11 protein-coding genes are annotated in these 14,031 nt (G+C 68.6%); 5 read left to right on the top strand and 6 right to left on the bottom strand.

What is annotated here, in order from left to right:
• Positions 1 to 52: 52 nt before the first annotated feature.
• A complete protein-coding gene (locus ABDK56_RS11290; protein ID WP_349808380.1) occupies positions 53 to 2,449 on the top strand; it encodes a DUF5703 domain-containing protein in 2,397 nt (798 codons plus the stop codon).
• Here the strand turns inward: ABDK56_RS11290 and ABDK56_RS11285 are convergent.
• Together ABDK56_RS11285 and ABDK56_RS11280 are read right to left on the bottom strand one after the other, a co-directional pair.
• Entirely contained in the window at positions 2,446 to 2,940 is a 495-nt protein-coding gene (locus ABDK56_RS11285) for an SRPBCC family protein (protein WP_349808379.1), read from the bottom strand. The two genes, ABDK56_RS11290 and ABDK56_RS11285, sit on opposite strands and share 4 nt — an antisense overlap.
• On the bottom strand, positions 2,933 to 3,277 hold the full coding sequence (locus tag ABDK56_RS11280; RefSeq protein WP_349808378.1) for an ArsR/SmtB family transcription factor: 345 nt from the start codon (positions 3,275 to 3,277) through the stop codon (positions 2,933 to 2,935). The genes ABDK56_RS11285 and ABDK56_RS11280 overlap by 8 nt, the downstream gene beginning before the upstream one ends.
• A 65-nt stretch (positions 3,278 to 3,342) precedes the next feature.
• Here ABDK56_RS11280 and purB point away from each other — a divergent pair, with 65 nt between their 5' ends.
• From purB to ABDK56_RS11265, 3 genes are read left to right on the top strand one after another with little or no spacing between them, the layout of a single operon-like run.
• Positions 3,343 to 4,668 carry an adenylosuccinate lyase gene (purB, locus tag ABDK56_RS11275; protein ID WP_349808377.1) on the top strand — a complete coding sequence of 442 codons (1,326 nt, stop codon included), beginning with the start codon at positions 3,343 to 3,345 and terminating at the stop codon, positions 4,666 to 4,668.
• Entirely contained in the window at positions 4,665 to 5,183 is a 519-nt protein-coding gene (locus ABDK56_RS11270) for a biliverdin-producing heme oxygenase (RefSeq protein WP_349808376.1), read from the top strand. The genes purB and ABDK56_RS11270 overlap by 4 nt, the downstream gene beginning before the upstream one ends.
• 9 nt (positions 5,184 to 5,192) lie before the next feature.
• Entirely contained in the window at positions 5,193 to 7,781 is a 2,589-nt protein-coding gene (locus ABDK56_RS11265; protein ID WP_349808375.1) for an HWE histidine kinase domain-containing protein, read from the top strand.
• Here ABDK56_RS11265 and dnaJ read toward each other — a convergent pair.
• Positions 7,778 to 8,896 (bottom strand): molecular chaperone DnaJ, encoded by a 1,119-nt coding sequence (dnaJ, locus tag ABDK56_RS11260; RefSeq protein ID WP_349808374.1) that lies wholly within the window; start codon positions 8,894 to 8,896, stop codon positions 7,778 to 7,780. The two genes, ABDK56_RS11265 and dnaJ, sit on opposite strands and share 4 nt — an antisense overlap.
• Positions 8,897 to 8,968: 72 nt before the next feature.
• Positions 8,969 to 10,906 carry a molecular chaperone DnaK gene (dnaK, locus tag ABDK56_RS11255; protein ID WP_349808373.1) on the bottom strand — a complete coding sequence of 646 codons (1,938 nt, stop codon included), beginning with the start codon at positions 10,904 to 10,906 and terminating at the stop codon, positions 8,969 to 8,971.
• Positions 10,907 to 11,051: 145 nt separating this feature from the next.
• Here dnaK and ABDK56_RS11250 point away from each other — a divergent pair, with 145 nt between their 5' ends.
• Positions 11,052 to 12,293, top strand: coding sequence for a glycosyltransferase family 87 protein (locus ABDK56_RS11250; RefSeq protein WP_349808372.1), 1,242 nt, complete (start codon positions 11,052 to 11,054; stop codon positions 12,291 to 12,293).
• Positions 12,294 to 12,326: 33 nt separating this feature from the next.
• Here the strand turns inward: ABDK56_RS11250 and fabG are convergent, their stop codons facing one another.
• Both fabG and fabD read right to left on the bottom strand, forming a co-directional pair.
• Entirely contained in the window at positions 12,327 to 13,070 is a 744-nt protein-coding gene (gene fabG, locus ABDK56_RS11245) for a 3-oxoacyl-ACP reductase FabG (protein ID WP_349808488.1), read from the bottom strand.
• On the bottom strand, positions 13,070 to 13,996 hold the full coding sequence (fabD, locus tag ABDK56_RS11240; RefSeq protein WP_349808371.1) for an ACP S-malonyltransferase: 927 nt from the start codon (positions 13,994 to 13,996) through the stop codon (positions 13,070 to 13,072). The genes fabG and fabD overlap by 1 nt, the downstream gene beginning before the upstream one ends.
• Positions 13,997 to 14,031 lie beyond the last annotated feature (35 nt).

Genomic DNA, 14,031 nt, shown 5'->3' with positions numbered 1-14,031 from the left:
TGCCTGAAATCCCTCGGGCCGACCTGGCCCGGGCCAGTCGGAGTCAGACCTCATGGATCGATCGAAGCGGCGGACGGTGAAGGGGATGACCGCGCTCGGCGCGCTCGGCGGCGTCCCGCTCCCCGCCGCCGCGCGCGCGACCGCCGCCGCGCCCGACGAAGCCCCGGCCGACTGGCTCGACGCCTATGCCCCGAGCTGGACCAGCCAAAGCGCCAACGCCGGCGCGTCGATGCCGTGCGGGGCGCACGACATCGGGCTCAACGTCTGGGCCGAAGGCGGCGCGCTCCTGTTCTACGTCCAGCAGAGCGGCGCGTTCGACGAGACCAACAGCTATCTGAAGCTCGGCCGGGTCCGCCTGACGCTCGATCCGCCGCCGCCCGCCGGCGCGCCCTTCCTCCAGACATTGCGCCTCGCCGACGGCGAAACGCTGGTCCGCTTCGGCGCGGTCGAGATCGCGCTGTGGGTCGATGTCGAGCAGCCGGTGATCCACCTTCGCGTCGATTCGCCCGAGCCCGTGCGGATCGTCGCGACCTACGAGAACTGGCGGCAGCGCGACCGCGACTACACCCCCGACGAAATGTCGATGCACCGCGCCTATGACGACGGCGCGCCGGTCGTCCCGCGCCAGTTCGCCGACACGGTCGGCTTCGCCGCGGGCGGGGTGCTCGCGCACCACCGCAACCGCGACGCCGACACGGTGTTCGACCTGATGTTCGAACAGCAGGGGCTGGCGGCGCACAAGGCCGGCTGCTTCAATCCGCTCGCCAATCTCACCTTCGGCCTGCTGATGGGCGGGCCGCGGCTCGTTCCCGAGGGGCAGACGAGCGGCCGCTACGCCTCGACCGACTTCACCGGCTGGTCGCTCGCCAGCCGCGCCCGCGCGCGCCGCCACGCGCTGTCGATCGCCTGCCGCACCGAACAGGACGCCTCGCTGGACGACTGGCGCGCCGGAATCGCGCGGCTTCACCGCACCGCCGCCCCGCCCGACCGGTCGCGCACGCGCAGCCGGGCGTGGTGGCGCGCCTTCTGGAACCGCAGCCATATCGTCGTCCAGCCCGGCCCGCCGCGCCCCGACAGCCTGCCGTGGCGGATCGGGCGCAACTACCAGCTGTTCCGCCACCAGCTTGGCACCAACGCGCGCGGGCGCTGGCCGACCAAGTTCAACGGCGGCAACTTCACCACCGACCCCGAATATATCGACCCGGCCAAGCGCATGACCCCCGATTTTCGCGCGTGGGGCGGGGGCGAATTCACCGCGCAGAACCAGCGGCTGGTTCACTGGCCGATGCTCAAGAGCGGCGATTCCGACCTGATGACCCCGCAGCTCGATTTCTACCGCCGAATCCAGGCGACCGCCGAGCTTCGCACCCGCACCTACTGGGGGCACCGCGGCGCCTGCTTCGTCGAGCAGATCGAGAATTTCGGGCTCGCCTGCGGGCGCGAATGGGGCTGGCACCGCGCGTGGGACCATGCGGTCGCCAACCTGCCGGGAATCCAGGACAACCCGTTCGTCGACTATCTGTGGGACACGGTCCTCGAATTCTGCCTGATGATGCTCGAAACGGTCCGCTTCACCGGCGCCGAGCGCCCCGGCGACCTCGGCTTCATCGACAGCTGCCTGACCTTTTTCGACGAGCATTACCGCCGCGAGCAGCGCCGCATCGCCGGGCGCGAGCTCGACCCCGACGGCCACCTCGTCTTCTACCCCGGCACCGCGTGCGAGACCTACAAGAACGCGGTCAATTCGACCGTCACCATCGCCGGGCTCGACGCGGTGCTGTGCGCGCTGCTCGCGCTGCCCGATCGGATGGTCGGTCCCGCGCTCCGCCAGCGCTTCGCGGCGATGCGCGCGAGCCTCCCCCCGATCGCGCTGCGCGAATTGAACGGCCACCGGGTGATCGCCCCGGCGAACCTGTGGGACCGCATCCAGAACGTCGAGATCCCGCAGCTCTACCCGGTCTTCCCCTACGGCCAGTACGGCGTCGGACGCCCCGACCTCCAGCTCGCGCGCGACACCTGGCACCACGGCGTCGATACCGAGGCGCAGCGCGGCATCGTCAGCTGGCACCAGGACCCGATCTTCTGCGCGCGGCTTGGCCTCACCGACGAGGCGGCGACGCTGGTCGGCAGGAAGCTCGACGACGCCCCGCGCCGCTATCCGACCTTCTGGGGGCCGGGGCACGACTGGGCGCCCGACCATAATTGGGGCGGGTCGGGGATGATCGCGCTCCAGGAAATGCTGATGCAGACCCCGGGCGAGGCGATCCACCTGTTCCCCGCCTGGCCGCGCGACTGGGACGTCGACTTCCGCCTCCATGCGCCCGGCCGCACCGTGGTCGAGGCGAGGCTGGCGGACGGGCGGCTGACGCGGCTATCCGTCGAGCCGCCCGCGCAGGCGTCGCGGATCGTCCTGCCCGACTGGCTCGCCGGGCAGGCGTCTCCCGCCTAGGCCGCCGCGCCGCCGAGCAGCCGGTCGAGCTGCGCCAGCTGTTCGGGCATCCCTTCCATCGCCCCAGAGCCGATCTCGGCATCGAGCGCTTCCTTGCTCGGGAAGCTGTCGGTGACGGTCAGCCGCGTGCCTGCGCCGTCGGGGGCGAAGGTCACCGTCGTCACCTGGCCGCCCTCGCCGCCTTCCTCGTTGGTCCACACGATCTTCTCGTTCGGCACGACCTCGAGATAGCGGCCATGGAACGCCATCGGCTGGTCCGACTGCGGGTGACCGATCTCGAGCCGGTAGCTGCCGCCGGTGCGGACATCCATCTCGCACGACACCATCGTCAGCCCGAAAGTCGCCGGGAGCCACCACTGGCGGAACAGCTCGGGCCGGCTCCACGCCTCAAACACCCGCTCGACCGGCGCGTCGAACCGCCGCTCGACCCGGGTCTCGGTATCCGACACGCGGTTCGCGTGGGTCGGCTGCATCGTGCTCGTCTCAGTCATGCTTCTTCTCCTTTTCGCGTGCCAGCAGCCGGTCGAGCGCGTCGAACCGTTCCTCCCAGCTTTTCCGATAGCGTTCGATCCACGCCGCCTCGTCCTTCATCGCCTGGTGCCCCAGCCGGCAGGTGCGGGTGCGCCCGATCTTGGTGGTCGCGACCAGCCCCGCCTGTTCGAGCACCCCGACATGCTTCTTCATTCCCGTCAGCGTCATCCCGAACTGCGCCGCGAGCGCGCTGATCGACGCGTCCGAGCGCGCCAGCCGCTCGAGCACCCCACGCCGCGTCGGATCGGCCAGTGCGGCGAAAGAACGATCGAGCGACTCGGTTTCATACTGAACCATGTGGTTCACTTTAGGCCGTGCGCGCCGCGTTGCAACCCCCGGTCGCCTTTGCTAGCCGCGCGGCCATGGTTCCCCGCTATTCCCGCCCCGCCATGTCGGCCATCTGGTCGGCCGAAAACCGCTACCGCATCTGGTGGGCGATCGAGGTATTCGCCGCCGAGGCGATGGGCCGGATCGGAATGATCCCGGCCGAGGACGCTGCGACGATCCGCAAGGCCTATGACGCCGACGTGCTCGGCGAAATCGACGTCCCCGCGATCGACGCGATCGAGGCGGTGACCAAGCATGACGTCATCGCCTTCCTCACCTGGGCGGGCGAGAAACTCGGCCCCGAACGGCGCTGGCTGCACCAAGGCATGACCTCGAGCGACGTGCTCGACACCAGCCTCGCGGTCCAGCTCAAGCAATCGGCCGACCTGCTGCTCGAAGACCTCGACGCGCTGCTCGCCGTGCTCGAACGCCGCGCCAAGGAGCACAAGCTGACCCCGACGATTGGGCGCAGCCACGGCATCCACGCCGAGCCGGTGACCTTCGGGCTCAAGCTCGCGCAGGCCTATGCCGAGTTCGACCGCAACCGCGCCCGCCTGAAGGCCGCGCGCGACGACATCGCCACCTGCGCCATCTCGGGCGCGGTCGGCACCTTCGCCAACATCGATCCCGCGATCGAGGAGCATGTCGCCGCGGAGCTGGGGTTGGTCCCGGAGCCCACCAGCACGCAGGTCATCCCGCGCGACCGCCACGCCGCCTTTTTCGCCACGCTCGGCGTCGTCGCCAGCTCGATCGAGCGGCTCGCGGTCGAAATCCGCCACCTCCAGCGCACCGAGGTGCTCGAGGCGGAGGAATATTTCTCCCCCGGGCAGAAGGGTAGCAGCGCGATGCCGCACAAGCGCAACCCGGTGCTGACCGAGAATTTGACCGGCCTCGCCCGGGTGGTCCGCAGCGCGGTCGTCCCGGCGATGGAGAATGTCGCGCTGTGGCACGAGCGCGATATTTCGCATTCGTCGGTCGAGCGGTTCATCGGCCCCGACGCCTGCATCACGCTCGACTTCGCGCTGGCGCGGCTGACGCAGGTGATCGACAAGCTGCTGGTCTATCCCGACCGGATGCGGCGCAACATGGACCGCATGGGCGGCCTCATCCATTCGCAGCGCGTGCTCCTCGCGCTGACCCAGGTGGGCCTCAGCCGCGAGGAAAGCTATGCCCTCGTCCAGCGCAACGCGATGCGGGTATGGGAAAGCGACGGGCAGCTCCAGCTGCTCGACCTGCTCAAGGCCGATCCCGAGGTGACGGCGCGGCTGTCGAACCAGGAGCTCGAGGCGCTGTTCGACCTCGACTATCACCTCAAGCGGATCGACACGATCTTCGCGCGGGTGTTCGGCGCGCGCGTTTGAGCGCGCATCGTTTCCTGCGCGACGAGACCCGCGCCGCGCACGAAGCGGTCGATGCCTCGTTCGCCGGGCTCGACCTCGCCAAACGCGACGATTACGCCGCCTTCCTCGTCGCCCACGCCGCCGCCTTCCTTCCGGCCGAGGAAGCGCTGACCGCCGCGGGCGCCGACCTGCTGATGCCCGACTGGTCCGTGCATCGCCGCGGCGCGCTGCTCGCGGCCGACCTCGCCGACATGGGCGTTGCCCTGCCGCCCCCGGCAAGCGCGCCGCGCTACGACGACGAGGCGGCGATCCTCGGCGGCGCCTACGTGCTCGAAGGTTCCAGGCTCGGCGGGGCGATGCTCCGGCGGCAGGTCGGCGAGGGCTTGCCGCGCCGCTTCCTCGACGCGGTCCAGCCCCCGGGGCGCTGGCGCGGTTTCATTGCGCTGCTCGAACAGAAATTATACACGGAGGCGGAACAACGTCGGGCCCGGGACGCTGCGCTCTCGACGTTCGCGTTGTTTGGCGTTCAGGAATAGCGGGGCAGTTTGAGCCAGTCATTCGTTCAAGAGCCGGTCGACCTCACCAATTGCGACCGGGAACCGATCCACCTCCTCGGCGCGATCCAGCCGATCGGTTTCCTCATCGCGCTTTCGACCGACTGGTACGTCTCGCGCGCCTCGGCGAACATCGGCGAGTTCTTCGAGACGACGCCCGACGCGATCATCGGCCAGCCGATCGCCAGCCTCTTCTCGGGCGAGGCGATCCACTCGCTCCGCAACCGGCTCGCGCTGCTTCGCGGCGCCGACGCGATCGAGCGGATGTTCCGCTGCGCGCTGGTCGACGACGGCCGCGCGTTCGACGTCGCACTGCACATGTCCGATGGCGTCATCATCATCGAGGGCGAGCCCTCGACCGAGCGCAATTACGGCGACGCGACCGGCACCGTGCGCAGCATGATCTCGCGGCTCGACCAGGCCCCCGACCTCAAGGCCTTTTACAACGAGGGCGCGCGGCAGGTCCGCGCCCTGACCGGGTTCGACCGGGTGATGGTCTATCGCTTCGACGAGGATCTGTCGGGCCATGTCGTCGCCGAAAGCGTGAAGTCGGGGATCGGCAGCTTCCTCGGGCTCCACTATCCCGCGACCGACATCCCCAAGCAGGCGCGCGAGCTCTACAAGCGCTCGCTGCTCCGCGTCATCACCGACATCGAGGCGGTGCCGGTGCCGGTCGTGCCCCAGCTCAACGAGCGCAAGCAGCCGCTCGACCTGTCGCTGTCGGTGCTTCGCTCGGTTTCGCCGATCCACATCGAATATCTGCGCAACATGGGGGTGCGCGCGTCGATGTCGATCTCGATCGTGGTCGACGGCGAGCTGTGGGGGCTGATCGCCTGCCACCATTACAGCCCGCGTTGCCCCAGCTTCGAGCGACGCTCGGTCGCCGAGCTGTTCGCCCAGATGTTCGCGATGCGGCTCGAAAGCCGGGTGCGGCAGGAGACGGTCGAATATGAGCGCCGCGCGCGCAACATCTCCGACCAGCTGCTCGGCGCGGTCGCCTCGGACGAGACGCTGCTCAAGGACCCGAACTGGCTTAGCGACATCTTGACCCACGCCATCCCCGCCGACGGGGTCGGGGTCTGGCTCAACGGCAACTACGCCTTTTGCGGCAAGACCCCCGATACATCGGGCTTCGCCGACATCGTCCGCCGCCTCAACACCGTCGCGACTGGCAAGACGTTCGCGACCGACCATATCGCCGGGCTGGTCGAAGGGGCCGAACGCTACCAGGGCCGCGCGGCGGGGCTGCTGTCGATCCCGATCAGCCGGTCCCCGCGCGACTATGTCGTGCTGTTCCGCGAGGAGCGGCTCGAATCGGTTCGCTGGGCGGGCGACCCGCACAAGCCGGTCGACTATGGCCCCAACGGTCCGCGCCTGTCGCCGCGCGAGAGCTTCGAAGAGTGGAAGGAGACGGTCACCGGCCGCTCGATGCCGTTCACCGCGTCCGAGCGGCGGGTCGCCGAGACGCTTCGCGCCACGCTGATCGAGGTCGTGCTGCGGATGACCGACGAGGCGTCGAGCGAGCGCGCCGCCGCCAGCGAGCGGCAGGAACTGCTGATCGCCGAGCTCAACCACCGCGTCCGCAACATATTGTCGCTGATCCGCGGTCTCATCCGCCAGTCGAAGCCGCCCGAAGGCACCACGCTCGAGGAATTTGTCGCGCTGGTCGACGGGCGAATCCACGCGCTCGCCCGCGCGCACAACCAGATCACCGACGATCACTGGGGCCCGGCGCCCCTGAAGCAGCTGATCGACGCCGAGCTCGCCGCCTTCCTCGCCGCGCAAAAGGACCGTGTCGAGATCAAGGGCGATCCCGTCCTGCTCAACCCGCAGGCTTATTCGACGATCGCGCTGGTCGTGCACGAGCTCGTCACCAACTCGGCCAAGTACGGCAGCCTCAGCGACAGCGGCCGCGTCGAAATCGAGTGGCTGCGCGACAACAGCCACGCGCTCAAGATCTACTGGCGCGAAAAGGACGGCCCCCCGGTCAAGCCGCCGACCCGCAAGGGCTTCGGCACGACGATCATCGAACATAGCGTGCCCTACGACCTGGGCGGCGAGGCGGAGCTCCATTACGACCCCGAGGGGTTCAATGCCGAGTTCACCATCCCCGCGACCCATATCGTCGAGCCGAACCGCTTCTCGCCAAAGGAAATCGAGTTCGAAGGCACCGGCCCCGCGCCGGTGGTCGAACAGGACGACATCTTGAAGGGCAAGCGGGTGCTGCTGGTCGAGGACAGCCTGATCATCGCGCTCGATGCCGAGGACATCCTCTATCGGCTCGGCGCACGCGAGGCGATGACCGAGGGCACCGTCGCCGGCGCCATCGCCACGATCGAGGCGACCCCGCCAGACGTCGCGATCCTCGACATCAACCTCGGCAATTCGAACAGCTTCCCGATCGCCGACCGGCTCGCCCAGCTCGGCATCCCGTTCATGTTCGCCACCGGTTATGGCGAACAGGCGCGGCTGCCCGACAATCACCGCGCGCGAATGGTCGCTCAGAAGCCCTATACCCGCGCCACCATGACCAAGCGGCTGACCGAACTATTGTCGGGCCGCGAGGCCGAGACCGCCTAGCTCAGCGCTTCGCGCACCCGCGCGAAGAAGCCCTTGCTCGCCGGGCACTCGTCCCCGGTCTCGGTCGCGCGATACTGCTCGAGCAGCGCGCGCTGCTCCTTGCTCAGTTTGGTCGGGGTCTCGACCAGGATCCTTGCCATCAAGTCGCCGCGCCCGCGATGATTGAGCACGCTCATCCCTGCCCCGCGCTGGCGGAGCATCTCGCCCGACTGGATCCCGGTTGGGATCTTCAGCTCGATCGTCGACCCGTCGATGTTGGGCAGGGTCACCGTTCCGCCAAGCGCGGCGGTCGAGAAGCTGATCGGCATGTCGGCGACCAGCGTCGTCCCCTCGCGGGTGAACAGCGGGTGGCGCTTCATGTGGACGAACAGGTAGAGGTCGCCCCCGCTCGCGCCGCGAAGTCCGGCCTCGCCCTCGCCGGTGACCCGGATCCGGGTGCCTTCATCGACCCCGGCCGGGATCGACACGTTGAGCTTGCGCCGGCTGAGCGTCCGCCCCTCGCCGCGGCACGACGGGCACGGGTCGGCGATCGTCGCCCCGCTGCCGAGGCACGCCGGACAGCCGCGTTCGACGACGAAGAAGCCCTGCTGCGCGCGGACCTTGCCCGCGCCGCCGCAGGTGCCGCAGCGCTGCGCTCCGCCCTCGGCCTTCGTGCCCTTCGCGCCGCACGGCTCGCACGGCGCGAGCGCCTCGACCTCGACGGTCTTGTCGACTCCGGTGAAGGCTTCCTCGAGCGTCAGTTCGAGGTCGTAACGCAGGTCGGCCCCGCGCGCGGCATTCTGGCGCTGGCCCTGCGGGTCCATGAACTCGCCAAAGATCGACGAGAAAATGTCGGAAAAGCCTTCGAACCCGCCGCCGCCGAAGGGGTTGCCGCCCCCGCTTCCGCCGTTCTGAAACGCGGCATGGCCGAAGCGGTCGTAGGCGGCACGCTTCTGCGGATCCTTGAGCACGTCGTAGGCTTCGCTGATCGCCTTGAACCGCGCCTCGTTCTGCTTGCACCCCCCGGTGCGGTCGGGATGGCATTCCATCGCAAGCCGCCGGTACGACGACTTGATCGTCGCGGCGTCCGCCCCGCGATCGACCTGCAGCAATTCGTAATAATCTTCGGTGGTCACGACTGGGCCCCCACTACGCGCGTCGGGCGCCGCTCCGCATAATCGCGAAACGGCGCCCGCAGCATGTCCCGATTAGCCCTTGTGATCCTCGTCGACTTCCGAGAATTCGGCGTCGACGACTTCTTCCTTCGGCGCCTCGGCCGAGGCGCTCTCGGCGCCCGGCTGAGCGGTCGTCGCGTCGGCGCCCTGGGCCTGCGTCTTTTCGTAGATCGCCTGTCCCATCTTCATCGCCGCCGCGGCCAGCGCCTCGGTCTTGGCCTTCATCGCCTCGGGCTCGCCGCCCTCGACCGCGGTGCGCGCCTCGGCAACCGCCGCCTCGATCTCAGACTTGAGCCCGCCATCGATCTTGTCGCCATGCTCCTTGAGCTGGCTCTCGGTCGAATGGATAAGGCTCTCGGCCTGGTTCTTGGCCTCCGCGCCCTCGCGCCGCTTCTTGTCCTCGTCGGCGAAGCGCTCGGCTTCCTTGACCATGTTGTCGATGTCGGCGTCCGACAGCCCGCCCGACGCCTGGATGCGGATCTGCTGCTCCTTGCCGGTGCCCTTGTCGCGCGCCGACACGTTGACGATGCCGTTGGCGTCGATGTCGAAAGTAACCTCGATCTGCGGCACGCCGCGCGGCGCCGGCGGAATCCCGACCAGGTCGAAATTGCCGAGCAGCTTGTTGTCGGCCGCCATCTCGCGCTCACCCTGAAGCACCTTGATGGTGACGGCGTTCTGGTTGTCGTCGGCGGTCGAATAGACCTGGCTCTTCTTGGTCGGGATGGTCGTGTTGCGGTCGATCATCCGGGTGAACACCCCGCCGAGCGTCTCGATGCCGAGCGAAAGCGGCGTAACGTCGAGCAACAGCACGTCCTTGACGTCGCCCTGCAGCACGCCGGCCTGGATCGCCGCGCCCATCGCCACCACTTCGTCGGGGTTGACGCCGGTGTGCGGGTCCTTGCCGAAGAAGTCCTTCACGACTTCGCGGACCTTGGGCATGCGGGTCATCCCGCCGACCAGCACGACGTCGTCGATTGCGCTCGCCTCGAGCCCGGCGTCCTTGAGCGCCTTCTTGCACGGCTCGAGCGTGCGGTTGATCAGGTCGGCGACCAGCTTCTCGAGGTCGGCGCGGGTGATCGTCTCGACGAGGTGGAGCGGAGTCGTCGCGCCGCCTTCCATCCGCGCGGTGATGAACGGCTGGTTGATCTCGGTCGACTGCGCCGAGCTGAGCTCGATCTTCGCCTTTTCGGCGGCTTCCTTGAGCCGCTGCAGCGCGAGCCGGTCGGTCTTGAGATCGATCCCTTCCTTCGCCTTGAACTTGTCGGCCAGATATTCGACGATCTTGGCGTCGAAGTCCTCGCCGCCGAGGAAGGTGTCGCCGTTGGTCGACTTCACCTCGAACACGCCGTCGCCGATCTCGAGGATCGAGATGTCGAACGTGCCGCCGCCAAGGTCATAGACCGCGATCGTCTTGCCGTCGTTCTTCTCAAGCCCGTAGGCGAGCGCCGCCGCGGTCGGCTCGTTGATGATGCGAAGCACCTCGAGGCCGGCGATCTGCCCGGCGTCCTTGGTCGCCTGCCGCTGCGCGTCGTTGAAATAGGCGGGGACGGTGATCACCGCCTGGGTCACCGTCTCGCCGAGGAACGCCTCGGCGGTTTCCTTCATCTTCTGCAGGATGAACGCCGAGATCTGCGAGGGCGAATAATCCTTCGCCCCGGCCTGCACCCACGCATCGCCGTTGGCGCCCTTGACGATCCGGTAGGGGACCAGTTCGGTGTCCTTCTTGGTCACCGGGTCGTCGAACCGGCGGCCGATCAGCCGCTTCACCGCGAAAATCGTGTTGTCGGGGTTGGTCACCGCCTGGCGCTTGGCCGGCTGGCCGATCAGCCGCTCGCCGTCCTTGGTGAAAGCGACCACCGACGGGGTGGTGCGCGCGCCTTCCGAATTCTCGATCACCTTGGGCTTGCCGCCCTCCATCACCGCCACGCAGCTGTTGGTGGTGCCGAGGTCGATCCCGATCACTTTGGCCATATACTTGCCCTCTCACAAAATTGCTCGACCGCTCCCCCGAGCGGCAGGTTGAATGTCGTGACGGCGATATAGGTGGCGCGAAAAGCGCGACAAGGGCGCGCCGACGCTAGGCAATCGGTCATCATTTCGGTCTAGTGTGACCCTGATGGGGGCAATTCGCGACGGTAGCTGGCTCGACGAGGCGCGCGTTCGGCGAGTCGCGATCGTCATGCTTGTCGTGAGTGTCGCGACACTCGCCTTCTTCGCAGTCACTGCGCATGGCACTCTCGACTGGAAGGGCCGCCCGCTCGGCACCGATTTTTCCGAGGTCTACGTCGCGGGCAAGATGACCTGGGCGGGCGAGGCGGCGCGGGTGTGGGACTGGCCGACCCACTTCGCCGCGCAGCGCGCCTTCCACCATTCGCCCGGGGTCGACGTCTATGGCTGGCACTACCCGCCGCCTTTCCTGCTGGTCGCCAGTCTGCTCGCGCTGCTCCCCTATATCCCCGCGCTGCTCGTCTGGCAGGCGGCGACGCTCGGCCCGCTGGCGGTCGCGGCGCAGCGCTTCACCGGGCGCCGCGACGGCTGGCTGTTCATCGTCGGCGCACCGGTCACGCTGATCTGCCTGACGCATGGCCACAACGGCTTCCTCACCGCGCTGCTCCTGGGCGGCGGGCTGCTGCTGCTTGACCGCAAGCCGTTCCTCGCCGGGCTGCTGCTCGGCTGCCTCGTCTACAAGCCGCAGTTCGCGCTGGTCCTCCCGCTGGTCGTGATCGCCTCGCGCCGCTGGGCGGCGATCCCTGGCGCGCTCCTGTCGGCAGGCGCGCTCCTCGGGCTGACCCTCGCGCTCTGGGGCTGGCCGGTGTGGCAGGCGTTCGCGGACAGCCTGCCGCTCACCCGCCACGTCGTCATCGAACAGGGCAACACCGGCTGGTACAAGATTTTTTCGCCCTTCTCGGCGGTGCGCGCGTGGGGGCTCGCCGTCGCCCCGGCCTATGCGGTGCAATCGGCCTTCACCCTGTCTGCCGCCGCCGCCGCGACCTGGCTCGCGTGGCGCGGGCGCCCACTGCTGCGCAACGCCGCGACCGCCGCGGCGGTGCTGATCGCGACGCCCTACGTGCTCGATTACGACTATGTCGTTCTGCTGCTCGCCATCGGCTTCCTGTGGAAGGACGGGGAAGACCATGGCTGGGGCGCGTGGGAGAAGTCGCTGCTCGCGCTCGCCTGGATCGCCCCGCTGTTCGCGCGGCAATTCGCGCAGGTGACGCTGGTCCCTCTCGGCCTGATGACGGCGTGCAGCGTGCTGGCGATCGCGGCGATGCGGGGCCGTCACGCGAGTAAATCGCGTGACGTCAGTCCTCGCTCGCGCGAGGCTGGCGGGCCTCCAGCGTCTCTCGACCAAGCCTGATTTTGCGGGCAAAATCCGGCTTGCTCTCGGCGCTTACGGCATCGCCATCCCGCCGTTCACGTGAAGCGTCTGCCCGGTGACGTAACCGGCTTCGTCGGACGCCAGATAGACCACCGCGGCGCCGATATCCGCGCCCGCGCCCATCGCGCCCATCGGGATGCGCCCCAATATGCCCGCCTTTTGCGCATCGTTCAGCGCGTCGGTCATCGCGCTGGTCATGAAGCCCGGCGCGACGCAGTTGACGGTGATCCCGCGGCTCGCGACTTCCTGCGCGAACGCCTTGCTCATCCCGATCAGCCCCGCCTTCGACGCGACGTAATTGGCCTGCCCCGGATTGCCGGTGACCCCGACCACCGAGGTCACGTTGATGATCCGTCCGGCCTTCGCGCGCATCATCGGCTTCATCGCCGCGCGCATGATGCGGAACGCCGCCTCGAGGTTGACGCGGATCACCTCGGCAAACTCCTCGTCCTTCATCCGCATCGCGAGATTGTCGCGGGTGATCCCGGCATTGTTGACGACGATGTCGAGCTTCCCGCCGAGTGCCTCGAGTGCCGCCGGGACCAGCGCGTCGACCTCGCTTGCATCGCCCAGGTTGGCGACCAGCGGCACCACCTTGCCCGCCTCATAGCCCTTGGCGAACGCCTCGAGCTTGGTAGCGTTCGACCCCGACGCCGCGACCGTCGCGCCCTGCTTCACCAGCGCCTCGACGATCGCCGAGCCGAGCCCCCCGCTCGCCCCGGTCACCAGCGCGGTCTTGCCGCTCAAATCGAACATCATGCGATCTCCTTCGACGCGGTCTCGATATCCTCGATCGTCACCACGCTCACCACCGTCGCGTCGGGCGCGATCCGCTTGACCATCGGGGCGAGCACCTTGCCGCCAAGCTCGACGAACTCGCCAACCCCCGCTGCGGCCATGTTGGCGATGCTCTCGCGCCAACGGACCATGCCGGTCACCTGCTCGACCAGCTGCCTGGCGATCGCATCGGGATCGCTGGTCGCCTGCGCGGTGACGTTGGCGTAGAGCGGCACCGACGGCGCGGATAGCGTCACCCCGGCGAGCGCCTCGGCCATCGCGTCGGCGGCGGGCTTCATCAGCGAGCAGTGGAACGGGGCCGACACCGGCAGCGCCACCGCGCGCTTGGCGCCCATGTCCTTGGCCAGCGCGATCGCGCGGTCGATCGCGTCCTTGTGGCCCGAGATGACGACCTGCGACGGGTCGTTGTCGTTGGCGACCTCGCACACCTCGCCCTCGGCCGCCGCCGCCGCGATCCGCCGCGCCATCTCGACGTCGGCGCCGAGCAGCGCGGCCATCGCCCCGACCCCGACCGGCACCGCCGCCTGCATCGCCTGCCCGCGCCGCTTCAGCAGCTTGGCCGCCGTCGCGATGTCGAACGTGCCGGCCGCGCAAAACGCCGAATATTCGCCAAGGCTATGGCCCGCGACGAAGTCCGCCTTGTCCGCCAGGTCGATTCCCCACGCGCGAAGCACCGCGACCGCGTTGGCCATGATCGCCGGCTGCGCATTCTCGGTCAGCTTGAGCGTGTCTTCGGGCCCCTCGGCCATCAGCGCCGACAGCTTCTGCGACAGCGCCTCGTCGACCTCGGCGAACACGTCGCGCGCCGCCGCGCTCGCTTGGCTGAGCGCCTTGCCCATGCCGACCGACTGGCTGCCCTGCCCGGGAAAAAGAAAAGCGCGCATCCTCGTCCTTATTTGCTTATGTCGTTGGCCGCGCG

This window comes from Sphingomonas sp. ASV193 (assembly GCF_040203355.1).
Taxonomy (GTDB): domain Bacteria; phylum Pseudomonadota; class Alphaproteobacteria; order Sphingomonadales; family Sphingomonadaceae; genus Sphingomicrobium.
This window is presented reverse-complemented; position numbering and strand designations above follow the sequence as displayed.